This window comes from Sphingomonas sp. MM-1 (assembly GCF_000347675.2).
GTDB classification, from domain to species: Bacteria; Pseudomonadota; Alphaproteobacteria; order Sphingomonadales; family Sphingomonadaceae; genus Sphingomonas_E; species Sphingomonas_E fennica.
Window position 1 is genome coordinate 242,219 of record NC_020561.1, and the last position, 24,088, is coordinate 266,306.

The following is a 24,088-nucleotide window of genomic DNA, read 5'->3' on the forward strand; positions in this document are numbered from 1 at the left end:
AACGGGATCGTGGTAGGGATGCCACGATGTCCGTGGCCCCGTCTCGCAGCGAAGGTTCCGCCTGGCTTCGCCGGCTGACATTATTGTCGCGCCGGCGGCTGATGCCGGCGTTCGAGATCGGCGCGTTCGCTGCCACCATCGCGATCGCGGCGGCGACCTATTTCATCATCACTGGCGGAGGAACCCCGGCGCGCCTGCTGACGCCGCCGCTGGTCGCCCTGCTGCTGGTCGCCAACCTCGTCCCGATCATGGTGCTGCTGGTGCTGCTGGCCCGCCGGGTGGCGCGGGGCAGGGCGGCGCGATCGCCGGTGGGCGGCAATGGCAGGCTGCACGTCCGGCTCGTCGCGCTCTTCTCGGTCATCGCCAGCGTGCCGACGCTGCTGGTCGTGATCTTCGCATCGCTGCTGTTCCAATATGGCGTGGAATTCTGGTTCTCCGATCGCGCGCGCACGGTGCTCGAAAATGCTGACAGCGTCGCCCAGGCCTATGTCGAGGAGAACAAGCAGCGCATTGTCGCCGATATCGTCGCGATGGGCGGCGACGTTAACGGTTATGCCGCCGAATTCGGCGTCAATTCGCCGCGTTTCGCCGAGGGGCTGGCCTGGCAGGTCTCCGCCCGCAACCTATCGGAAGCGGCCGTCATCACCATCGGCGGGGACGGGACGCGCCGCCTGATCGCCGGCGCCAATCTCGACGATCGCCCGCTGGAGCTTCGCCTGCCTGCCGCCTCGATCGCCGAGCTTCGGCAGGGTCGCGCCCGCGTCGTCACCGATGCCGGCGACCGCGTGGAAACTGTCGTCCGCCTCGATCCCGAAGCGGAAGTCTATCTCTACGCCTCGCGCGGCGTCGATCCGATGGTGCTGCAATCCGTCGCAAGGGCGAAAAGCGCGCGCGGCGATTACGCCCAGCTGCTGGCGCGTTCGCGCTCGCTCCAGCTCCAGTTCAACGCCGCGCTGCTGGTCGTCTCGCTGCTCATCGTCGCCACGGCGATCCTGATCGCGCTCAAGATGGCCGACCGCATCGTCCGCCCCGTGGCCGATCTGGTCGGCGCGGCACGGCAGGTCGCCTCGGGCAATCTTTCCGCGCGGGTGGCATTGCCCCGTTCGCATGACGAGATCGGCACGCTCGCAGCCGCCTTCAATCGCATGACGCGGAAGCTGGAGGAGCAGACCGGCGCGCTGCTGACGGCAAACCAGCAGCTCGACAGCCGACGCGCCCTGATCGAAGCTGTTCTGTCGGGCGTGAGCGCCGGCGTCATTTCGGTCGATTCCGATGGAATTATCCGTCTTATCAATCCATCAGCAGCCGAACTTCTCAAGACGAATGAAAGCCCGGTCGGCCGTTCGATAACGGAGGTGGCGCCGGAACTGGGCGCGCTTCTGGATGCGACGGACAGGGAAGCCGTCATCCAGTTTTCGAGCGCGGGCGAGCCGCGCACATTGGCGGTCACGCTGGTGCGGACCGGCAATGGCGAGGTGCTGACCTTCGATGACATCACCCAACAACTGCTCGATCAGCGGCGTGCCGCCTGGTCGGACGTCGCGCGCCGCATCGCCCACGAAATCAAGAATCCGCTGACGCCGATCCAGCTTGCCGCCGAACGGCTGCAGCGCCGCTACGGCCAGGAGGTTCAGTCCGACAAGGGCGTGTTCGAGCGGCTGACCGGCACGATCGTGCGCCAGGTCGGCGATCTCCGCCGCATGGTCGACGAATTCTCGTCCTTCGCACGCATGCCCAAGCCGATTTTCCGCGCGGAGTCGCTGGTCGATATCGCCCGCCAGGCGCTGTTCCTGCACGAGGTCGCCCATCCCGCCATCGCGTTCAGGCTGGTGGCGCCCGATCCGTCGCCGATCATGGTCTGCGACAGGCGCCAGCTTGGCCAGGCGCTGACCAACATCGTCAAGAATGCGGTGGAAGCCATTGATGCAAAGGGCGAGGGCAGCCCCGGTTCGATCGACATGACGGTCGCGATGGAAGGGGAACGGCTGCTCATCATGGTGGCGGACGACGGCATCGGCCTTCCGCCGGAACGCGAGCGTATCACCGAACCCTATATGACCACCCGTGCCCGCGGCACCGGCCTCGGCCTCGCGATCGTCCGCAAGATCGTCGAGGAACATTTTGGAACCATTGCATTTTCCGATCGTCCCGGCGGCGGCACCATCGTGACGCTCGGTTTCGATGTCGCGACGCTCGCCTCGCTCGACCTCGAACAGGATGCCGATGCCACGGACGATGCCGCACCACTTCCCGTCCTTACCCGCCAGAAGAGTGATGGATAGATGAGCCTGGACGTTTTGATCGTCGACGATGAGCAGGATATTCGCGAGCTTGTCGCCGGGGTTCTGGAGGATGAGGGCTATGAGGCCCGCACGGCGGGTGACAGCGACAGCGCCCTGGCCGCGCTGGCGGAGCGCCGGCCGTCGCTGGTGCTGCTCGATGTCTGGCTGCAGGGATCGCGGCTCGACGGGCTGGACCTGCTGGAGGAGATCAAGCGGCGCGACCCCTCGATCCCGGTGCTGGTCATCTCCGGCCACGGCAATATCGACACCGCTGTTGCCGCCGTCCGCCGCGGCGCCACCGACTTCATCGAAAAGCCGTTCGAGGCCGAACGCCTGCTGCTGCTGGTCGGCCGCGCGACCGAGACGGAACGGCTGCGCCGCGAGGTCGCCTCGCTCAAGGCCCAGATCGGCCAGGAGGACGAGCTCACCGGCAATTCCGCCGCGATCAACGCCGTTCGCGCGACGCTGAAGCGAGTCGCCGCCACCGGCAGCCGCGTGCTCATCAGTGGCCCCGCCGGGGTCGGCAAGGAAGTGGCGGCGAGGCTGCTGCACCTGTGGAGCCCGCGGGTTTCCGCCCCGTTCATCGTCGTATCCGCCGCGCGGATGACGCCGGAGCGGGTGGAGGAGGAGCTTTTCGGGGTGGAGGAGGGGGGGGAGCTCGTCCGCCCCGGCCTGCTCGAACAGGCCCATGGCGGCACGCTGTTCCTCGACGAGATAGCGGACATGCCCACAACCACCCAGGGCCGCATCCTCCGCGTCCTCACGGACCAAAGCTTCACCAGGATCGGCGGCACGCGCACCGTCAAGGTGGACGTGCGGGTCGTCTCGGCCTCCGCGCGCGATCTCGCCGTCGAGATCGCCGAGGGGCGCTTCCGCGAGGATCTCTATTACCGGCTGAACGTCGTGCCGGTGCATCTGCCGGCACTTTCGGAGCGGCGGGAGGATATTCCGGCGCTGGTGGATCATTTCGTCGCGCGCTTCGCCTCCGAACGGCGGGTGAGCACGCCGGCCGTGTCGCCGGAGGCCGTGGCGGCGCTCCAGACCTATGAATGGCCCGGCAATGTCCGCCAGCTCCGCAACGTCGTCGAGCGCACGATCATCCTTGCGCCGGGCGACCGGTTGCAGGTGATCGATGTCGACATGCTGCCCCCCGAGGTGCTGAGCGACCAGGAAAGGATCGTGCCGGGCAACGCCGCCCGCTCCATCATGGGGACGCCGCTGCGCGAGGCGCGGGAAACCTTCGAGCGGGAATATCTGCGGGTCCAGATCCGCCGCTTTTCCGGCAACATCTCCCGCACCGCGACCTTCATCGGCATGGAGCGCTCCGCCCTCCACCGCAAGCTCAAGACGCTTGGCCTTGCCGATCCCAAGGATGGCGAGGAATGATAGGCATGGACCTCTCTTCGCGGCTGCGGTAAGCCAAGAGGGTCCCGCACTCGGCGGGACGAGCACGACGCCGGCCAAGGCGCTCATGCGGGCAATGTCCCGCCACGAATCCGGAGACCGGACTTATGGCCGACAAGGTCAACAACCTTCAGGATATTTTCCTCAACACGCTCCGCAAATCCAAGACCCCCGTCACGATGTTCCTCGTGAAGGGCGTGAAGTTGCAGGGCATCATCACCTGGTTCGACAATTTCTCGGTGCTGCTGCGCCGCGATGGCCAGTCGCAGCTCATCTACAAGCATGCGATCTCCACGGTGATGCCGGCGCATCCGCTCGACCTTTCGGAGATCGACAAGAATTTCGCGGAAGAGCGCAAGGCGACCCTGCTGCAGGAAATCTTCCTGAGCGCGGTCCGCAAGGCGCGGGAGCCCGTCACCATGTTCCTGGTGAACGGCGTCATGCTTCAGGGCGAAATCGCGGCCTATGACCTGTTCTGCATGCTGCTGCGCCGCGACGGCATGAGCCAGCTGGTCTACAAGCACGCCATATCGACGGTCCAGCCCGCCAATCCGCTCAACCTGAGCGGAGTGGACAACGACGCGGACGACGATTGAGCGTTTTCAACCGTGCGGATGACGACGGGCTGAGCCGCGGCGCGAAAGCGATCGTGGCTTTGCCTGATCGTGGCAGCGGATCGGGCAGGGATACCGACGCGCGTCTGGCCGAAGCGGCCGGGCTTGCCGCGGCGATCGGCGTGGATGTGGTCGAAAAGCTCGCCTTCCGTCTGCGCGATCCCAAACCGGCCACCCTGTTCGGATCGGGGCAGGTGGATGCGATCGCCACGGCCGCCCGCATGGCGGAGGCGGAGCTCGTCATCGTCGACGGCGCGCTTTCCCCCATCCAGCAGCGCAATCTGGAAAAGGCGCTCGATACCAAGGTAATCGATCGCACCGGCCTGATCCTGGAGATTTTCGGCGAGCGGGCCGCGACGGCCGAGGGGCGGCTCCAGGTGGAACTGGCCCATCTCGATTATCAGGCGGGCCGGCTGGTGCGGAGCTGGACCCACCTCGAACGCCAGCGGGGCGGCTTCGGCTTCCTGGGCGGTCCCGGCGAAACCCAGATCGAGGCCGACCGGCGGCTGATCCGCGATCGCATGGCCAAGCTGCGGCGCGAGCTGGAGAATGTTACCCGCACGCGCGGCCTCCATCGGGCGCGCCGCCAGCGGGCGCCCTGGCCGGTGATCGCGCTGGTCGGCTATACCAATGCCGGGAAATCCACCTTGTTCAATCGGATGACCGGCGCCACCGTGATGGCGGAGAATTTGCTCTTCGCCACGCTCGATCCGACGATGCGGCAGATATCGCTGCCTGGCATCGACAAGGCGATCCTGTCCGATACGGTGGGCTTCGTATCCGATCTGCCCACACAGCTCGTGGCGGCCTTCCGCGCGACGCTGGAGGAGGTGACGGCTGCGGACCTCATCATCCATGTTCGCGATATTTCCCACCCCGATAGCGAGCCGCAGGCGCGGGATGTCGAAGCCGTGCTCGCCGAAATCGGCATCGTCGGCGGGGAAGGGGGCACGCCGATATTCGAGGCGTGGAACAAGATCGATGCCCTGCCGCCCGAGGAGGCCGATCGCGTGCTGGCCGAGGCCGCCCGGCGGGACGATGTGGTCGCCATCAGCGCGTTCACGGGAGAGGGCGTCGATGCATTGCAGCGCGCCGTGGCCGAACGGCTCACCCATGGCAGCCGGCGCTACAGCCTGCGCGTCGATCCCGCCGACGGGGGCGCCATCGCCTGGCTGCACGCCCATGGCGAGGTGCTGAGCCAGGAGATGGATGGCGACAGGCTGGCGATCGAAGTGAAGCTCAGCGAGGCGGACTGGGCGCGCTATCAGGCGCGCTGACCGGCGATTTCTCCGCGGCCTTCGCCCGATCCCACAGCCTGTCCTGGGCGGCGAGGTCGAGCGTCGCGAAGCCGCCGTCCGCCAGGGCCTCCATGGAACGGAAACGCCGTTCGAACTTCGCATTGGCGCTCCGCAACGCGGCTTCCGCGTCGACATGGTGATGCCGTGCCCAGTTGACGACCGCGAACAGCAGGTCACCTATCTCCTCGGCCCGCGCCTCCGCATCGGGGGCATCTTCCACCTCGGCGAGCTCCTCGATGATCTTGGCGCGCGGACCGTCCGCATCGGGCCAGTCGAACCCGACCCGCGCCGCCCGCTTCTGGAGCTTTTCCGCGCGCAGCAGCGCCGGCAGGCCCAGCGCGACGCCGGCTAGGGCGGATGCATCGGCATGCCCGCGGCGTTCCTCCGCTTTCAGCGCCTCCCAGCCGGGAGACCGGCCGTCGCCGAAGACATGGGGATGGCGCCGGATCATCTTGTCGCAGATCGCCGTGACGACGTCGCCGATCGCAAAGGCGCCGCGTTCCTCGGCCATGCGGGAATGGTAAACGACCTGGAGCAGCAGGTCGCCAAGCTCGTCCTTCAGCGCCGCCATATCATCGCGCTCGCAGGCGTCGGCGACCTCATAGGCTTCCTCGATCGTGTAGGGAGCAATGCTCGCAAACGTCTGCTCGCGATCCCACGGACAGCCATTTTCCGGGTCGCGCAACCGCTCCATGATGAGAACCAGACGATCGAGCATGAAAATTCACCTTGGAGAGCGTTGAGAGAGGGGTTGGGAGCGACGGGGGGCCGTGCGGTTGGGATCAGCCTATGTCTGATAATATACATTATGTAAAATATTGACGCCTTGGCACCGATGGTTTCTATGCCCCCGTTGGCGGCCAACGCAAAAGAGATCGTGCCAAATCGCGGTTCCTGTGGCCATATGCCCGTGCCGGCGTGATACGCCCGTTGTCCTGTCCAGCGAGGAACCATGACCAGCCAAGCCCGAGCCTATGCCACGCAGTCGAGTGAGACGCCGTTCGCGCCCTTCAGCTTTGATCGCCGCGATGTCGGCCCGAAGGACGTTTCGATCGAGATCCTCTTTTGCGGCGTGTGCCATTCGGACCTCCACACAGCGCGCAGCGAATGGGGCGGCACGCTCTACCCCTGCGTTCCCGGCCACGAGATCGTCGGGCGCGTTACGGCCGTCGGCGCCGAGGTCACCCGCTTCGCGGTCGGCGATATAGCCGGCGTCGGCTGCATGGTCGACAGTTGCCGGCACTGTCCGTCCTGCGAGGCCGGCGAGGAGCAATATTGCGAGACGACCGGCTTCGTCGGCACCTATGGCGGGGTCGATCCGATATTGGGCGGCCCAAGCTTCGGAGGCTATTCCGACCATATCGTGGTGACGGAGGATTTCGTGCTGAAGATCAGGCACGACATGGCCGATCTGGCGGCCGTCGCGCCGCTGCTCTGCGCCGGGATCACCACTTATTCGCCGCTCCACCACTGGAACACCGGCCCCGGCAAGAAAGTGGGCGTGGTCGGCCTCGGCGGGCTTGGTCATATGGGCGTGAAGATCGCCGCGGCGATGGGCGCGCATGTGGTGGCCTTCACCACGTCGCCGGCAAAGCGGGAGGACGCGCTTCGCCTAGGCGCCCACGAAGTCGTCGTGTCGCGCGATGCGGCCGAGATGAATGCCCATGTCAGCAGCTTCGATTTCATCCTTAATACCGTCGCGGCACCGCATGATCTCGATGCCTTCACCCGGCTGCTGAAACGCGACGGCACGATGACGCTGGTGGGGGTGCCCGGCACGCCGCACCCCTCCCCCTCCGTCGCCAACCTCATCTTCCGGCGGCGCGCCATCGCGGGGTCGCTGATCGGCGGGATCGCCGAAACCCAGGAAATGCTGGATTTCTGCCACGAACATAACCTCACCGCCGATATAGAGCTGATTCCGATCCAATATATCGACAAGGCCTATGACCGGATGGTCGGCAGCGACGTCAAATATCGCTTCGTCATCGACATGGCCTCGCTCAAGGGCTGAGGATGGCGCACGCAAGCGGGGCCGGCCGGGGATTTGATGCGGCCGGCCCGCTCTGCTAGGTCGCGCGCGATTTCTCTCAACGCAGGACGCCCGGCATGATCCCCCGCTATTCGCGGCCCGAAATGGTCGCCATCTGGACCCCCGAATCCAAGTTCCGCATCTGGTTCGAGATCGAGGCGCACGCCACCGACGCGCTCGCCGAACTGGGCGTCGTGCCGAAGGAAGCGGCCAAGGCGATCTGGGAAAAAGGCGCGTTCGAGGTCGATCGCATCGACGCGATCGAGGCCGAGGTGAAGCACGACGTCATCGCCTTCCTCACCAATGTCGCCGAGCATGTCGGCGAGCCCGCCCGCTTCATGCACCAGGGCATGACCTCGTCGGACGTGCTCGATACCTGCCTCGCCGTCCAGCTCGCGCGGGCGACCGATATCCTGCTCGCCGATCTCGACCGGCTGCTCGATGTGCTGAAGCGCCGCGCCTATGAATATAAGCTCACGCCCACGATCGGCCGCAGCCACGGCATCCATGCCGAGCCCGTCACCTTCGGCCTGAAGCTGGCTCAGGCCTATGCCGAATTCGATCGCAACCGCACCCGCCTGCGCGCGGCGCGGGCCGATATCGCCACTTGCGCGATTTCCGGCGCGGTCGGCACCTTCGCCAATATCGATCCGCGCGTCGAAGCCCATGTCGCGGAGAAGATGGGCCTTTCCGTGGAGCCCACCTCCACGCAGGTGATCCCGCGCGATCGCCACGCCATGTATTTCGCCACGCTGGGCGTGATCGCATCGTCGATCGAGCGCGTGGCCACCGAAATCCGCCACCTCCAGCGCACCGAAGTGCTGGAAGCGGAGGAATATTTCTCGCCGGGCCAGAAGGGCTCGTCGGCCATGCCGCACAAGCGCAACCCGGTGCTGACCGAAAACCTGACCGGCCTCGCCCGCATGGTGCGCGGCTACGTCACCCCGGCCCTGGAGAATGTCGCGCTGTGGCATGAACGCGACATCAGCCACTCCTCGGTCGAACGCTATATCGGCCCGGATGCCACCATCACGCTCGATTTCGCGCTCAACCGCCTGACCGGCGTGATCGACAAGCTGCTCGTCTATCCGGAGCGGATGGAGAAGAATCTCAACAAGATGGGTGGGCTTGTTCATTCCCAGCGCGTACTGCTGGCGCTTACCCAGGCCGGCATCAGCCGCGAGGACGCCTATCGCCTCGTCCAGAAGAACGCGATGAAGGTGTGGGAATCGGACGGCCAGCTTTCGCTGCTCGAACTGCTGAAGGCCGATCCGGACGTCAGCGCCAAGCTATCGGCCGAGGAACTGGAAGAGAAGTTCGACCTCGCCTATCATCTGAAGCACGTCGACACGATCTTCGCCCGCGTCTTCGGCGAATGAGGAGAAGAGCCGCCATCTCCATCGGGATGGCGGCCCTTCCTTCCCCGGATCAGGCCGAAAAGGCTTCGGCGCTGATCCCGTAAAGCCCCTCCGCGCCTGCGGTCGCCGCAGCGGCAAGCCCCGCGGCCTCGGGCACGATCCGATCCAGATAGAAGCGCGCGGCCGCCTGCTTGAGCGCGAGGAAATCGGCGTCCATCCCCTGCTCCGTCCGCGCCGCCCGCTCCTGCCGGACCATCAGCCAGCCCGATACGGCGACCGACAGCATCGTCAGGAAGGGATAGCTTCCGGCCAGCCGATCATCCGCACCGGCGGCCAGCAGCCGCGCGCCGACCAGTTCGCAGGCATCGACCAGTGCCATCAGCGCGCCTTCGTCCGCTGCTTCCGCGCGAATATCGGCGAGAAGTGCTGAGAAAACCGCGCCATTTTCCATCGACAGCTTGCGGCCCACCAGATCGGCCGCCTGGATGCCGTTCGTGCCTTCGTAGATCGGCGCGATCCGGGCGTCGCGATAATGCTGGGCGGCGCCGGTCTCCTCGATGAAGCCCATGCCGCCATGCACCTGCACGCCGAGGCTGGAAACCTCGCAGCCGACGTCGGTGCCATATGCCTTGGCGAGCGGCGTCAGCAGATCGACGCGCGCCTGCGCGGCCGCGTCGCCGGCATGGGCGCGGTCGACCTGGCCGGCCGCGTAATAGATCAGGGCGCGGGCCGCCATCGTCTGCGCCTTCATGCGCAGCAGCATGCGGCGGACGTCCGGATGCTCGATGATCGCCACGGAATCGCGTGATGCGGCCCCTGCCCGTGCGGACTGTATTCGCTCGCGCGCATAAGCCACCGCCTGCTGGGTCGCCCGCTCCGCGATCGACACGCCCTGCAGGCCGACATTGAGGCGGGCATTGTTCATCATCGTGAACATCGCCCGCATCCCGCCATTTTCCGGGCCGATCAGCCAGCCATGGCAATCGTCGCCGTCGCCAAAGGAAAGCACGCAGGTGGGCGAGGCATGGATACCCATCTTGTGCTCGATCGAAACGCAGCGGACGTCGTTGGGCGTGTCGTCCAGCCGGAATTTGGGGACGAGAAACAACGATATGCCGCGCGTGCCGGCAGGCGCACCCGGCGTGCGGGCCAGGACGAGATGGACGATATTGTCGGTCAGGTCATGGTCGCCGAAGGTGATGAAGATCTTCGTGCCCTTGATCCGCCAGCTTCCGTCACCGGCCGGCGTCGCCATGCTGCGCAGCGCCCCCACGTCGGACCCCGCCTGCGGCTCGGTGAGGTTCATCGTGCCGTTCCATTCGCCGGTCACCAGCCTGGGCAGCCAGGTGGCCTGCTGCTCCGGCGATCCATGGGAGGTCAGCGCCTCGACCGCGCCGGGGGTCAGCATCATGATGAGCGAGAAGCCCATATTGGCCGTTCCCAGATCCTCGAGCACGGCGGTGGCCAGCGCAAAGGGCAGCCCCTGCCCGCCATGTTCGGGATCGGCGGCCAGCGTTCCCCAGCCGCCTTCCACATAAGCGCGATAGGCTTCGTGGAAGCCGGCCGGCATCTTCACGCCCTCTGGCGTCCATTTGGCGCCGGTCACGTCGCCGGGCCGGTTGAGCGGCGCGAATTCGCCGGCCGCGAATGCACCCGCGCCTTCCAGGATCGCATCGACGACATCGGGCGTCGCGGCCGCGAAGCGATCCTTCGCCTGCAATTCCTCGATCCCGACGATATGGCGCATGAGGAAGCGCTGTTCGCTGACAACAGGTATGAAGGTCATCGGTCTCGCCTGGTCTTGTATATGAAGCCGTGCGGCTATAGCGCCGGGGCGTGAACGCGCAAAACCCAACCTGGCAGACGGAAATCCGCCCCTACGGCACGGCCGCCATCGCCGAGGCGGCCGAATGGATAGGCAGGGGCCAGCCCGTCGCGATCGCCACGGAGACGGTTTACGGCCTTGCCGGCGACGCCACATCCGATTCGGCGGTGGCGCGCATCTATGCGGCCAAGGGGCGTCCCAGCTTCAATCCGCTCATCGTGCATCTGCCCTCGGCCGAAGCCGCGGCCGAAGTCGCCGATTTCCCGCCGGCGGCGCGGCTGCTCGCCAAAGCCTTCTGGCCCGGCCCGTTGACGATGGTGCTCCCGCTCCTCCCCGGCGCGAAGATCGCGCCCATCGTGACGGCGGGGCTGCCGACCGTGGCGATCCGCGTGCCCGCCCATCCCGCCATGCAGGCTTTACTCGCGGAAGTCGGCCGGCCACTTGCCGCGCCCTCCGCCAATGCCAGCGGATCGATCAGCCCCACCACGGCGCAGCATGTGCTGGCGTCGCTGGACGGCCGCATCCCGATGGTGATCGATTCCGGCCCAACCCGGCAGGGGATCGAATCCACCATTGTCGCGATCGATACCGATGGCGGCGCCCGCCTGCTACGCCCCGGCCCGATCACGCCGGACCAGATCGCCGCCGTGACGGGTCAGGCGGTTTATCCCGCGGGATCGGGAAAAATCGAGGCGCCGGGCCAGCTTGCCAGCCATTATGCGCCGTCGCGGCCTCTCCGCCTCGATGCCGTCGATCGCCGCGATGGCGAATGGCTGATCGGCTTCGGACCGGTCGCCGGCGATGCCACCCTTTCGGATAGGGGCGATCTCGTCGAGGCGGCAGCGCGGCTGTTCGCGGCGCTGCACGAGGCGGACCTTTCGGACTGCGCGGGGATCGCGGTCGCCCCGATCCCGGCCGACGGGTTGGGGCTGGCGATCAACGATCGCCTGCGCCGCGCCGCCGCGCCGAAATCGTGACACGGGCCGGTCAGGCCTCCTGCCGCTTCAGCCGCGCGGCATAGCTTTTACGGAATTTCTGCAGCTTCGGCGCGACCACGGCCATGCAATAGGGATTGCTGTTCCCTTCCCGCTCGAAATATTCCTGATGATAGTCCTCGGCCACATACCAGGGCGCCAGCGGCTCGATGGTCGTCACCACCGGCTGCTCATGATCCGCCTGCGCGCGCGCGATGGCGGCGCGGGCCTCGGCCTCCTGCTCCGGCGAATGCGGGAAGATCGCCGAGCGATACTGGGTGCCGATATCATTGCCCTGGCGGTTGAGCTGCGTCGGATCGTGGATGTGGAAGAAGATGTCCAGCAGGTCGGCATAACCGATCACCGCGGGATCGAAATGTATCCGCACCGCTTCCGCATGGCCGGTATCGCCGCCGCATACCTGCTTGTAGGTCGGGTTCGCGACGGTGCCGCCCGTATAGCCGCTTTCGACCGAGCTTACGCCCAGCACGTCGTCGAACACCGCTTCCACGCACCAGAAGCAACCTCCGGCCAGTGTCGCAACCTCTTCAGCCACCCGTAATTCCTTTCGACTTTGTGCGGACGGAGATAATCATCGACGCGCTCTGTTCAATCCAATTGCGGAAACTGGCTCTCTGCATTTAAGGTGCGGCCAGATGTGTGCATATGCGCAACTTGGCCGAAACTGGCCTGGGCGGGTGCCATGAGCGGCCTGGGGGGACATCGGCTCGACGAAAGCGAGACCGCGCGGCTGGTGCGCGCTTTCGACTGGGGCGCCACGCCGCTTGGCCCGATGGATGAATGGCCGGCGGAACTGCGCATTGCCGTCGATATGGCGCTGGCTTCCCCGATAGCGATGGCGATCACCTGGGGCGCGGATTTCCGCATGGTCTACAATCAGGCCTATGCCCAGATCGCCGGCCCCCGCCATCCCGCCGCCATGGGCAAGCCTGCGCGGGAGGTATGGCCTGAAGTCTGGGAGGAATGGAACCGGCCCGTCCTCGCCCGCGTCCGCGCCGGCGAATCCATCGCCGCGCGGGACCAGCGAATGCTGCTGGGCAAGGATCCGGCGACGGAGGAACGCTGGTTCGATGCCTTCTATTCCCCCTTGCGCGGCCCGGACGGCGGCGAAGGCGGCACGCTGTGCATCGCCATCGAATGCACCGGGCGCAAGCGGGCCGAAGGCGCCCTGAAAGCCAGCGAACATCAGCTGCGCACCGTCGCCGCCGCCGTTCCCCACCAGATATGGGTCACCGACGCGGATGGCCATTTCCGCTGGTTCAACACGCGGGTCTACGACTTCGTCGGCGAGGAACCCGATGTCGAACTCAACGATCAATGGATGGATTTCGTCCATCCCGACGACATCGGGGATCTGACCGCGGCCTGGCAAAAATCGCTGACCACGGAAACCCGCTTCGAACATTCCTATCGCCTGCGCTCTCCTAACAGCGGCTATCGCTGGCACCTGGCCCGCGCCGTGCCGACGCGGGAAGCAGATGGCGAGGTGCGCTGGATCGGCACCAACACCGATATTCACGACCAGCGCGGCGAGGCCGATGCCCTGCTCGCCCGCAATGCCGCGCTGGAGCATCGGGTCGCGCTGCGCACCCAGGAACGGGACAGGATCTGGAACGTCTCGCGCGATCTGCTGCTGGTGGCCGATCAGGACGGGCTGTGGCTTGCGATCAACCCGGCTTGGACGGCGACGCTGGGCTGGGACGAAGCCCAGTTGCTGGGCCGCGAGGCGATCGATCTCGTGCATCCCGACGACAGGCCGGCCACGCGGGACGAGCTCAAGCGCCTGGCGCGGGGCGAGGCGACCGGCCGTTTCGAGAACCGCCTGCGCGCCCGGGACGGCAGCTATCGGGTGATCTCCTGGACGGCGGCGGCCGTCGACGATCTTCTATATTGCGTGGCGCGGGACATCACGGCGGAGCGCGAGGCCGCGCAGGCATTGGCGGAGGCGGAGGCAGCGCTGCGCCAGGCCCAGAAGATGGAGATGATCGGCCAGCTTACCGGCGGCATCGCCCATGATTTCAACAATCTGATCCAGGGGATCAGCGGGTCGCTCGATATCGTCCGGCGCAGGCTGGCCGAAGGCCGCCTCGACGATATCGAACGCTTCCTCGTCGGCGCCGTGGAATCCGCCGAGCGTGCCGGCGCCCTCACCCACCGGCTGTTGGCCTTCGCCCGGCGCCAGCCGCTCGATCCCCGCCCCACCCGCGCCAACGGGCTGATCGAATCCATGCGCGACCTGCTGGGGCGGACGCTGGGGGAAAGGATCAGCCTGGAATATGATCTCGCGCCCGGATTGTGGCGAGTGCGGTGCGATCCCAACCAGCTTGAAGGCGCCTTGCTGAACCTCGCCATCAACGGGCGAGATGCGATGCCCGATGGCGGCACGCTGACCATCGCCACGGCCAACCTTGCCGCCGGCACGGCCGCGCAATCGCTGCCGCCGGATCTCGCCCCAGGCGATTATGTGCGCATCGCCGTAAGCGATACCGGCACCGGCATGGCGCCGGATGTGATCGCGCGGGCGTTCGAACCCTTCTTCACCACCAAGCCGATCGGCCAGGGAACGGGGCTGGGCCTGGCCAGCATCTATGGTTTCGCGCGCCAGTCCAAAGGCGAGGTCGCGATCGAGAGCGAACTTGGCAGGGGCACGACGGTGGCCCTCTATTTGCCCCGTCATATGGGTGCGGACGACGCCGCTTCGGACACCGCATCCGGCGATATGGCGATCACCGGGCGGGGCGAGACGATCCTGGTGATTGAGGACGAGCCCGTCGTCCGGGCGCTCATCGTCGAGCTGCTCGACGATCTCGGCTATTGCACGCTCGCGGCCGACGATGCCGAGCCGGGGCTGGAACTGCTCCGTTCCGGCGCCCCGATCGACCTGATGATCACCGATATCGGCCTGCCGGGGATGGACGGCCGCGATCTCGGCCGCATCGCGCGCGAAATGCGCCCCGGCCTGCCCATCCTCTACATGACCGGTTACGCCGACACCGCAACCGATGCGGACGATATCGCGGAGGAAGGCACCGCCCTCATCACCAAGCCGTTCGGCGGGCCGCTGCTGGCCGATCGGGTGGCGGCGATGCTGCGCCGCGCCTGAAGATCATGTTCCGACGGAGAATATATCTGGCGGCGGGCCTGCTTGCCTTGGGCGCGGGAACGGCCGGCATCTTCCTGCCGCTGCTGCCCACCGTGCCCTTTTACATCCTCGCCGCCTTCTGCTTCGGCCGCAGCAATCCGGCCTGGGAGGCGCGGCTGCTCGATCATCCCCGCTTCGGCCCGCATATCCGCGCCTGGCGGGAACATGGGGCGATCAGCATCAGGGCCAAGGCGTGGGCGCTGACCATGCTCACCGTCAGCGCCGTGATCGGGCTCACCTTCCTCAAATGGCCATGGTCCTTATTCCCGGCGGCCGCCGCCTTATGCAGCGGCGCCTGGATATGGACCCGTCCATCCCGCAGCTAGAAAGCACCCCGCCGCTCATTCGGCGGCGATGCAGGCTTCTTCCGGTTCGGCGCGCCCGTAAAGCGTCGTCCGCCGTATCGGCGTCCGCCCCAGCGACGCCGCCATCGCCCGCATGTCCGCCGCCGTCATCTCCTGGCCGTGGGTGGCGCCGGCGGCGCGGGTGATGCTTTCGTTCATCAGAGTCCCGCCCAGATCGTTGGCGCCGGCCCGCAGCGCCGCGCGCATGCCTTCGCGGCCCATCTTCACCCAGGAAGCCTGGATATTGTCGAATCCCAGCACCAGCCGCGAAACCGCATGCATCAGCACCGCCTCGCGCGCGGTCGGTCCCGGCCGCGCGGCGCCCCTGCGGTAGATCGGCGCCTCGTGCGCCACGAAGGCCAGCGGCACGAATTCGGTGAAGCCCCCCGTGCGCAGCTGAAGGTCGCGGATCGCGGCGAGATGGATCGCCCAGTCGCGATAATCGTCGACATGGCCGAACATGATGGTCGCGGTCGTCCGGATGCCCTGGAGATGGGCGGTCTCGATCACTTCCAGCCATTCCCCGGTGGAAAGCTTGTCCGGGCACAGGATGGCGCGGACGGGATCGTGCAGGATTTCCGCCGCCGTTCCCGGCAGGCTGCCCAGCCCCTCGTCGCGCAGCATGGCCAGATAGTCCGGCAGCTTCATGCCCAGCGTCGATGCGCCATGGCTGATCTCCAGCGGGGAGAAGGCGTGGACGTGCATGGCTGGATCGGCGCGCTTCACCGTGCGGACGATCTCCAGATAGGTCTCGCCCGTGAAGCTCGGGTGGATGCCGCCCTGCAGGCACACCTCGGTGCCGCCGCGATCGCGCGCCTCGGACACGCGCGCGGCGATTTCCGCCATGTCCAGCAGATAGGCCGCCTCATTGCCCGCCGCCTTGCGATTGCCCTTTGAAAAGGCGCAGAAATTACAGCGATAGCTGCAGATGTTCGTATAGTTGATGTTGCGGTTGATCACATAGGTGGCGGCATCGCCCACCGCCCTCGCCCGCAGATGATCCGCGGCCTCGCAAACGCGGTGATAGTCATTTCCCCGCGCCGCGAACAAGGCGGCGATATCGTCGGCTGCGAACGACGCCCATTCGCCGCCCAGTGCCGCATCCACGATTTCCGCGATCCGGGTGCGACCGCTTCCCGCGCGCGGGACGGACGCCATCGTCTCCGACCGGCCGGCCCGCCAGCCGCTTTCGCGGCCCAGCCCGGCGGCGTCGCTATGCTCCAGAACGGGACGCCGCATCGCGGGATCGAGCCAGCGTTCGGCATCGCGGGCATAGGCCGGATAGATGGTGAGCCGTTCGGCCAGCACCTTGCCGCCGGCGGCCGTCGCCGCGCGCAGTCGCTCGATCTCGGGCCAGGGCGCCTCGGGGTTCACATGGTCCGGGGTCAGCGGCGAAACGCCGCCCCAGTCGTTGATCCCCGCCTCGATCAGCCGGGGCAGATCGGTGGGCGCAAGATTGGGCGGCGCCTGGATGCTCATGTCCGGCCCCAGCATCAGCCGGGCGACGGCGATGGTCCAGAGCAGCTCGTCCGCCTCGGCGGCGGGCGCATTCGCCATCTTCGTGCCCGGCTTGGGCAGGAAGTTCTGGACGATCACTTCCTGAAGATGCCCGTGACGCACGTGCAGCGCACGCAACGCCGCAATCGCCTCGATCCTTTCGGCGCGCGTCTCGCCGATGCCGATCAATATGCCCGAGGTGAAGGGCACGGCCTGCCGCCCGGCCGCCTCGATCGTCGCCAGCCGCAGGGCCGGCACCTTGTCCGGCGATCCATGGTGCGGCCCGCCCGGTTCGCCCAGACGATCGGCGATCGTCTCCAGCATCAGCCCCATGGAGGCGGAGACGGGGCGCAGCGCGGCAATCTCCTCGTCGGTCATGCAGCCGGCATTGATGTGCGGCAACAGCCCGGTCTGGTCGCGCACCGCCGCCGCGACATGGGCGACATAATCGAGCGTGCTGGAAAATCCGTTGGCATCCAGCCACTCGCGCGCGGCAGCGTAGCGAAGCTCCGGCTTCTCGCCCAGCGTGAACAGCGCCTCCCGACAGCCCATGGCGGCGCCGCGCTTCGCGATCTCCACCGCTTCCGTCACCGCCATATAGGGGCTTTCCAGCCGGCGCGGCGTCTTGGCGAAGGTGCAGTAATGGCACACGTCGCGGCACAGCATCGTCAGCGGCAGGAACACCTTGGGCGAATAGGTGACGATATCGCCATGGCCCTGGTCGCGGAGCTTGCCCGCCGCCGCCGCCAGCTCGCCGGGGTCGGCCGCCAGCAACGCCGCCGCCTCATACTGGGCCAGCAGGGGCGCCAGCGGATGATCGCGCCCCGCCAGCGCACCCGCCGCGACCGCAAGGTCGATGGCGCGATCGACATCGAGCCCGATCGCATCATCGACGAACGCCGCCGCATCGGGCGCGGCATCGCGATGGCGGGCGAAGCTGTCCGGCCCGAAGGCGGGAGGAACGATCCGATCCGCAGGCATCAGCAGCAGGTTGGTCCCGTCACCCGCCGCGCACGGCGCGATCAGCGGCCCCTGCCCCGTGCGATAACGACCGACGATGCGATCGATGGCGGCATCGTCGATCAGGGCAAGATCGGCGGGAACCAGCGCGATATGCCGCGCGCCCAGCGCAAGCGCCCGATCCATGCCGGCCGCCATCGCCGCATTCAGGCCTTCGCCCGCATCGGCCACCGCCACCGCACCGGCTGCCTGCGCCGCCTCGGCCATCCGCGCATCGCCGGTGACGGCGATCACCCCAGCGAAATGCCGGCTGCGTGCAAGCGTCGCGATCACATGGCTCGCCATGGCGAGGACGAAATCCGCCCTGTCGCCACCCAGCACCTCCGCCAGTCGGCTCTTGGCCTCCGCCAGTCGCTTGACGGGCACGACCGCCCAGATTCCGCCTTCGCCCAGCAACGCCATGTCCCGTTCCAGATCGTCCCACCGGGGTAGATGCCCGTCCGGGGAACGCCTATTTCATAAGCACCAGTTCTTCGGACATAGAAGGATGAAGGGCCACAGTTTCGTCGAACGCCTGCTTGGTCAGCCCCGCCTTCACCGCCACGGCGGCCGCCTGCAATATCTCCGGCGCATCCGGCCCGATCATGTGGAGGCCCAGCACCTTCCCGTTTTCGGGGTGCACGATCATCTTGTAGAGCGCGCGTTCGTTGCGGTTGGCCAGCACATTCTTCATCGGCCGGAAATCCGACGTGTAGATCTTGGCATTGCCGAACTTGTTGCGCGCCTGCGCCTCGGTGAGGCCGACGCCGGCCAGCGGCGGGTGGCTGAACACGGCTGATGGAATGCACCCATAGTCCACCGTGGTCGGCTTGCCGCCGAACTGGGTGTCGGCGAAGGCCTGCCCTTCGCGGATCGCCACGGGGGTGAGCTGCACCCGATCGGTGACGTCGCCGACGGCGAAGATGCTGTCGCAGGAGGAGCGGCTATGCTCGTCCACCTTCACCGCGCCGCGCTCGTTCAGCTCGACGCCGGCATTCTCCAGGCCGAGCCCGCTGGTATGGGGCGTCCGGCCTATGGCATAGAGCAGCACGTCGCACGGGATGGGATCGCAACCGGTGACATGCACCAGCAATGATCCATCCGCCGCCTTCTCCACCTTCTGGAACGCGGCGTTGAACCGGAACTCGATCCCCTTCGCCATCGATATCTGAAGCAGGCGATCGCGGATCTGCTCGTCATAGCCACGCAGGATCTGGTCCGAACGGTTGATCAGCGTCACCTGCGATCCGAATTCGTGGAAGATGCCGGCGAATTCGTTGGCGATATAGCCCGCGCCCGCGATCACGATGCGGCGGGGCAGCGCTTCCAGGTGGAAGACCTCGTTGGAGGTGATGCCCAGTTCCGCGCCGGGACAATCGGGAATGGTGGGCCATGCGCCCGTGGCGATCAGTATCTTGTCCGCCGTCACCGTGCGGCCGGATGCCAGCAGCACCTCGTGGGGGCCGGCCACGGTCGCTCGCTCGCGGACGATCTCGACATTATTGTTGTTCAGCGTGTTTTCGTAGAGGCCGTTCAGCCGGTCGACTTCGGAAAGCACGTTATCGCGCAAGGTCGGCCAGTCGAACCGGCAATCGGGCACCTCCCAGCCGAAACGCCGGGCGTCCTGGAGGTCCTCGGCGAAATGCGCGCCGTAGACGAGCAGCTTCTTGGGCACGCATCCGCGGATCACGCAGGTGCCGCCGACCCGATATTCCTCCGCCACCGCCACCCTGGCGCCGTGCGCCGCCGCCACGCGCGAAGCCCGCACGCCGCCCGAACCGGCGCCGATGACGAAAAGGTCATAATCGTAACTGGCCATATATGCTCCGCAGGATCGCTTTCCGACAGGAGATAGGCAGCCGCCGGCCCGAAGGCCAACGGCTTGTCCCTATCGCTCTGATCGCCTTAGCCGAATGCGCGGGCGATCAGCGCCCGGGTCGAAGGATCGAAACGGTCGGTCCCTTCGGTTTCGATCGATTTGGCGATCTCCTTGCCCAGCTCCACGCCGAACTGGTCGAAGGGGTTGATGCCCAGCAGGGCCGCGTTGGCGAACACACGATGCTCGTAGAAGGCGATCAGCGCGCCAAGCCGGGCGGGATCGACGCTGTCGAGCAATATGGTGGTGGACGGCCGGTCGCCCGGATAGGCGCGGGCGGGATCCTCGCTCGCCTTGCCCGCCATCAGCGCGGCCCCTTGCGCGAAGGCGTTGGTCAGCAGCGCGCGGTGATGGGCCTCGTCCAGCGCATCCCCCGGCTCGATCGAGGCGATGAATTCCACCGGCACCAGATGCGTGCCCTGATGGAGAAGCTGGAACACCGCGTGCTGGGCGTCGGTGCCCACGCCGCCCCAGGTGATCGGCGCGGTGGGATGATCCACCGGCTTGCCGTCGGCGCGGACCCGCTTGCCGTTCGATTCCATTTCCAGCTGCTGGAGGTAGGACGGCAGCAGCCGCAGCCGCTCGTCATAAGCGAACACGGCCCGCGTCTCCGCCTGCCGGACGGCGGCGTAATAAAGGTCCACGAATGCGGCCAGCAGCGGCGCATTGCGCTCCGGCGGGGCCAGGCGGAAGTGCCGGTCCATGGCGGCGGCGCCTTCCAGCAGCGTCTCGAACGCATCCCAGCCGAGGGCCAGCGCCGCCGGAAAGCCGATCGAGGACCAGAGCGAATAGCGCCCGCCGACGCTTTCGGCGAAGGGCAGCACGCGTGTCTCGTCCACGCCCCATTCCACCGCGCGCTCGGGCGCGGCGGTCAGCGCCACAACCTGGCCATAGGGGTCCTCCACGCCCGCTTCCGCCAGCCAGGCCAGCGCGCTGGCCGCGTTCAGCATCGTCTCGGTGGTCGTGAAGGTCTTGGAGGCGATCACCACCAGCGTCGCCGCCGGATCGAAGCGGCGGAACACGGCTTCCAGCGCCGCTCCGTCGACATTGGATACGATGGCGACGTCATAGCGCCCCGAATCCCGGCCCAGCGCATCGACCAGCAGGTCCGGCCCCAGCGCCGATCCGCCGATGCCGATGTGCAGCACATGCCGGATCGGTCCCAGCGCGTCCGCCTCGATCGCATCGATCAGCGCCCGCATCCGGGCGTGGAAATGCCGGGCGCGGGCCACGCTTTCCGGGGCGCCCTGCCCCCGTTCGGCCGGATGCTCCGCCGCCCGTCCCTCGGTGACGTTGACGGCCGCGCCGCTGAACAGCGCCTCGCGGGCCTTGGCGAAGCCGGCGGCATCCGCCAGCGCGACGAAGCGATCGATCAGCCCGGCATCGAGATGCGTCTTGGAAAAATCGAAATGCAGGCCGCCTTCATCGATCGTCAGCCGCGAAAGGCGATCGGGCTCGGCCTGGAACAGCTCCGTCAGGCTGGGCCGCGCCGCTTCCTGAATTGCCTGCCACGCCTTTACCGTATCGACCATAGGGATCATCTCCTTGCGAGCGCCGGATCGATACAGGCTGCGGCACCGCGCCGCCACCGCTTTCGGCGCCCACGGCCGCCGATCGACGGCGAGATTGACCGCTTGACCGGAAGCCTGCCGCGCAGCACACCCGCGACATGCCAGACAGCGCTTCCGACTCCAGCCCCCGAGCATCCAAGCAAAAGTCGCCGGGCGGGATCATGGAGAATATCCGTTTTCTCCTCACCCTGCTGATCCTGGCTGTACTGTTGCGAAGCCTGGTGGTGGCGCCGTTCAACATTCCATCGGAATCGATGCTGCCCAGGTTGCTGGTGGGCGACTATCTGTTCGTCGCCAAATGGCCCTACGGCTATTCGCGCTACAGCTTCCCGTTCGGCCTGGCGCCGATCGACGGGCGTATCCCGTCCGGCGCGCCCGATCGCGGCGACGTGGTCGTCTTCAAGACGCCGTCGGACAACAGCACCGATTATATCAAGCGTGTGATCGGCCTGCCGGGCGACATCATCCAGATCAGGGGCGGGCAGATCATCCTGAACGGCACGCCGGTGCCGCGGGTCCGCGTCGCCGACTTCATCGATCCGGTCACGCCCAACAGCCCCTGCCGCCCCGAACCGGGCCTCAACATCGTCGAGGAAACGGCGGCCGACGGCAATCGCATCTGCCGCTACCAGCGCTATCGCGAAACGCTGCCCAACGGCCGCAGCTATGACGTGCTCGATCTCGGCAACGTGCCCTTTGCGGACGATACGCCCACCTACGTCGTGCCACAGGGCCATTATTTCCTGATGGGCGACAATCGCGATCGTTCGGCGGACAGCCGCTATCCCGCGCAGGTGGATGGCGCGATCGGCATGGTTCCCAGCGAAAATATCGTCGGCCGGGCGCTGGTGATGTTTTTCTCCACGGATGGCAGCGCCGAATGGCTGAAGCCGTGGACATGGCCGGGCGCCGTGCGCTGGTCCCGCCTCGGCGGAGGCTTCTGAAAGGATGGCGGCCCGGCCCTTGCGGTTAAGCAGGCGCTAACCTCGCCGGGTTAGCGTAGGCGGAATCCAAAGGGAGTATTCCGTCGCCATGGCTGGCGAGGAACAAAGGGAAGTGGACGAAACCGGCGCAGCCAAGACGGGCATGATCGGCCATGCCGATGCCCTTCGGCGCGTCAGCGGCGAGTTTGCGGATACGGCGCTCGAAATGGATTTCGCGCAGGAACGGCTGCCCGAAACGCTGCGCTATGCCCGGCTGCTGATGCTGGGCTCCATGGTGCTCAACACCCTGTTCCTGGCCAGCGACTGGCGCTTCCACGGCACCGCGCATTTCTGGGTGGCGGTGCCGGCGAGGCTCGTCACCATCCTGCTCGCCCTCGCCTGCTTCCTCGCGTTGCGCCGGGTTTCCACGCCGCGCGGGGCCACGCTGGTCATGGTCGCCTGGATGGTGGTGAACGCGCTGGCGGTGATGCTGCTTGTCACTTCGCACAGCCGGATCGCGCTGTTCGTCGTCATCATGCTGCCGCTCATCTACTATCTCGTCGTGCCCGGCCGCTTCTGGGCCGTCGCGGCCTGCGGCATCGCCTGCAGCCTGCTGATGTATCTGGGCTATGGCGAATATCGCGCCTCTCCCACCACGGCGGGCGGCCTCGCGCTGGCCCTGTTGATGCTCAACAGCGCGCTCATCATCGTCATATCGCGATCCAACCGGCTGGAACGGCTGCAATGGATCGCCATGCGTTCGGAACGGCGCATCGCCGCGGAGCTCGATCTCAGCCGCGAGACGCTTGCCCGCATGTTCGCGGCCAGCCCAATCCCGATGGTCATCACCGATCGGGAAACCGGCAAGGTGGTGGATGCCAACGACAGCTATCGCGAGCTTCTGGGCACCGATCCCATGGCCGGCCCCGGAACGCTCGAGCCCTTCTACGTCACGCCCGGGGATCGCCAGCGCCTGCTGGCGATGATCGACCGGGACGACAAGTTCGGTGATACCGAAATGCAGATCAGGACGGCGGATGGATCGCTGCGCACGGTGATCGTGAAGGCCAATGCGGTATCCACCCCGCACGGCCGCCGGATCATGGCGGGCATCATCGACATTTCCGATCGCAAGGCCGTGGAGCTAAGCCTGGAATGGCTGGCCTCCACCGATACGCTGACCGGCCTGCCCAACCGCCACAGCTTCCTCGCTACCGCGCGCGCGGCGATTGCCGCCGCCGAACAGACGGGCGTTCCCCTTGCGCTGCTGATGGTCGATCTCGACCATTTCAAGCGGATCAACGATGGCTGGGGGCATCAGATGGGCGACTGCGCCCTCCGGGCCTTCGCGGCATTGTGTCTGGAGCATCTGCGGGACGACGACATCATCGGCCGCCTCGGCGGCGAGGAATTCGGCATATTGCTGCCCGGCTGCGATGCGGAGGCCGCCCTCGCCGCCGCCGGGCGCCTGCGGCAGGCGATCGCCGGGATCATCGTCGATCCGCTGATCAGCGACGGGCCGCGCCTGTCCGCCAGCATCGGCGTGACGGTCGTCGCCCAAGGCGAAAGCGATCTGGAAAAGGCCATCGGCCGTGCGGACAAGGCGCTCTACGAAGCGAAGCGGATGGGCCGGAACTATGTCGTCCTCGATCCGCTTCTGGAAATCCCGTCCGCAAGACCGCACTGACGCGGGCTCAAAGCCCGGGGCGCTGGCTTTCGATCGCCTCGCGGATCATGGCGCGGGTGCGTTCTATCCGGGGATTGGCGCTGCGCCGCCGGACGATCTCGATCGCGGCCTCCAGCGCGGGTTCCACGATGCGGCGCGCCTTGGCCGCCGGCAGGTAGATATTCTCGCCGCGGGCGGCATCGCTCAGGGCGGCGGCGGCTGCGTGCAGAACTTCGTCACTGATTGCCACGAAACCCTCCTT

18 protein-coding genes are annotated in these 24,088 nt (G+C 66.8%); 11 read left to right on the forward strand and 7 right to left on the reverse strand.

The window, feature by feature from the left end; translation table 11 throughout:
* Positions 1–26: 26 nt before the first annotated feature.
* The 4 genes from G432_RS01190 to hflX all read left to right on the forward strand — a co-directional run bounded on the left by G432_RS01190 (position 27) and on the right by hflX (position 5,577).
* Positions 27–2,282 carry a sensor histidine kinase gene (locus G432_RS01190; protein ID WP_015456978.1) on the forward strand — a complete coding sequence of 752 codons (2,256 nt, stop codon included), beginning with the start codon at positions 27–29 and terminating at the stop codon, positions 2,280–2,282.
* On the forward strand, positions 2,283–3,668 hold the full coding sequence (gene ntrX / locus G432_RS01195) for a nitrogen assimilation response regulator NtrX (protein WP_015456979.1): 1,386 nt from the start codon (positions 2,283–2,285) through the stop codon (positions 3,666–3,668).
* 125 nt (positions 3,669–3,793) lie between these two features.
* Positions 3,794–4,282: an RNA chaperone Hfq gene (gene hfq / locus G432_RS01200; protein ID WP_015456980.1), complete on the forward strand. Its 489-nt coding sequence runs from the start codon at positions 3,794–3,796 to the stop codon at positions 4,280–4,282.
* The gene (hflX, locus tag G432_RS01205; RefSeq protein ID WP_015456981.1) at positions 4,279–5,577 is read left to right on the forward strand and encodes a GTPase HflX; all 1,299 of its coding nucleotides are present in this window, start codon (positions 4,279–4,281) and stop codon (positions 5,575–5,577) included. The genes hfq and hflX overlap by 4 nt, the downstream gene beginning before the upstream one ends.
* Here the strand turns inward: hflX and mazG are convergent.
* On the reverse strand, positions 5,540–6,316 hold the full coding sequence (gene mazG / locus G432_RS01210; RefSeq protein WP_015456982.1) for a nucleoside triphosphate pyrophosphohydrolase: 777 nt from the start codon (positions 6,314–6,316) through the stop codon (positions 5,540–5,542). The genes hflX and mazG overlap by 38 nt on opposite strands.
* A 234-nt stretch (positions 6,317–6,550) precedes the next feature.
* Here mazG and G432_RS01215 point away from each other — a divergent pair, with 234 nt between their 5' ends.
* The gene (locus tag G432_RS01215; RefSeq protein ID WP_015456983.1) at positions 6,551–7,612 is read left to right on the forward strand and encodes an NAD(P)-dependent alcohol dehydrogenase; all 1,062 of its coding nucleotides are present in this window, start codon (positions 6,551–6,553) and stop codon (positions 7,610–7,612) included.
* 95 nt (positions 7,613–7,707) lie between these two features.
* A complete protein-coding gene (purB, locus tag G432_RS01220) occupies positions 7,708–9,009 on the forward strand; it encodes an adenylosuccinate lyase (protein WP_015456984.1) in 1,302 nt (433 codons plus the stop codon).
* Between the two features lie 49 nt (positions 9,010–9,058).
* Here the strand turns inward: purB and G432_RS01225 are convergent, their stop codons facing one another.
* On the reverse strand, positions 9,059–10,774 hold the full coding sequence (locus G432_RS01225; RefSeq protein WP_015456985.1) for an acyl-CoA dehydrogenase: 1,716 nt from the start codon (positions 10,772–10,774) through the stop codon (positions 9,059–9,061).
* Positions 10,775–10,824: 50 nt separating this feature from the next.
* On the opposite strand from G432_RS01225, the gene G432_RS01230 reads away from it, so the two are divergent.
* Entirely contained in the window at positions 10,825–11,790 is a 966-nt protein-coding gene (locus G432_RS01230) for an L-threonylcarbamoyladenylate synthase (RefSeq protein ID WP_015456986.1), read from the forward strand.
* Between the two features lie 10 nt (positions 11,791–11,800).
* Here G432_RS01230 and msrA read toward each other — a convergent pair whose 3' ends face one another.
* Positions 11,801–12,343: a peptide-methionine (S)-S-oxide reductase MsrA gene (gene msrA, locus G432_RS01235; RefSeq protein WP_015456987.1), complete on the reverse strand. Its 543-nt coding sequence runs from the start codon at positions 12,341–12,343 to the stop codon at positions 11,801–11,803.
* 147 nt (positions 12,344–12,490) lie between these two features.
* Between msrA and G432_RS01240 the strand changes: the two genes are divergently transcribed.
* Positions 12,491–14,911 carry a PAS domain-containing protein gene (locus G432_RS01240; RefSeq protein ID WP_015456988.1) on the forward strand — a complete coding sequence of 807 codons (2,421 nt, stop codon included), beginning with the start codon at positions 12,491–12,493 and terminating at the stop codon, positions 14,909–14,911.
* Positions 14,912–14,916: 5 nt separating this feature from the next.
* Positions 14,917–15,276, forward strand: a complete 360-nt coding sequence (locus G432_RS01245) for a YbaN family protein (protein ID WP_015456989.1) — start codon at positions 14,917–14,919, stop codon at positions 15,274–15,276.
* Positions 15,277–15,291: 15 nt separating this feature from the next.
* On the opposite strand, the gene cofH is transcribed toward G432_RS01245, so the two are convergent.
* The 3 genes from cofH to pgi all read right to left on the reverse strand — a co-directional run bounded on the left by cofH (position 15,292) and on the right by pgi (position 21,198).
* Positions 15,292–18,213, reverse strand: a complete 2,922-nt coding sequence (cofH, locus tag G432_RS01250) for a 5-amino-6-(D-ribitylamino)uracil--L-tyrosine 4-hydroxyphenyl transferase CofH (RefSeq protein ID WP_015456990.1) — start codon at positions 18,211–18,213, stop codon at positions 15,292–15,294.
* A 49-nt stretch (positions 18,214–18,262) separates the two neighbouring features.
* Positions 18,263–19,609, reverse strand: coding sequence for a glutathione-disulfide reductase (gor, locus tag G432_RS01255; protein WP_015456991.1), 1,347 nt, complete (start codon positions 19,607–19,609; stop codon positions 18,263–18,265).
* An 86-nt stretch (positions 19,610–19,695) separates the two neighbouring features.
* Positions 19,696–21,198: a glucose-6-phosphate isomerase gene (gene pgi / locus G432_RS01260; protein ID WP_015456992.1), complete on the reverse strand. Its 1,503-nt coding sequence runs from the start codon at positions 21,196–21,198 to the stop codon at positions 19,696–19,698.
* A 200-nt stretch (positions 21,199–21,398) separates the two neighbouring features.
* On the opposite strand from pgi, the gene lepB reads away from it, so the two are divergent.
* Positions 21,399–22,181 (forward strand): signal peptidase I, encoded by a 783-nt coding sequence (gene lepB, locus G432_RS01265; RefSeq protein ID WP_015456993.1) that lies wholly within the window; start codon positions 21,399–21,401, stop codon positions 22,179–22,181.
* 88 nt (positions 22,182–22,269) lie between these two features.
* Positions 22,270–23,847, forward strand: coding sequence for a sensor domain-containing diguanylate cyclase (locus G432_RS01270; RefSeq protein ID WP_015456994.1), 1,578 nt, complete (start codon positions 22,270–22,272; stop codon positions 23,845–23,847).
* 7 nt (positions 23,848–23,854) lie between these two features.
* Here the strand turns inward: G432_RS01270 and G432_RS01275 are convergent, their stop codons facing one another.
* The gene (locus tag G432_RS01275) at positions 23,855–24,076 is read right to left on the reverse strand and encodes a hypothetical protein (RefSeq protein WP_015456995.1); all 222 of its coding nucleotides are present in this window, start codon (positions 24,074–24,076) and stop codon (positions 23,855–23,857) included.
* Positions 24,077–24,088: the final 12 nt, after the last annotated feature.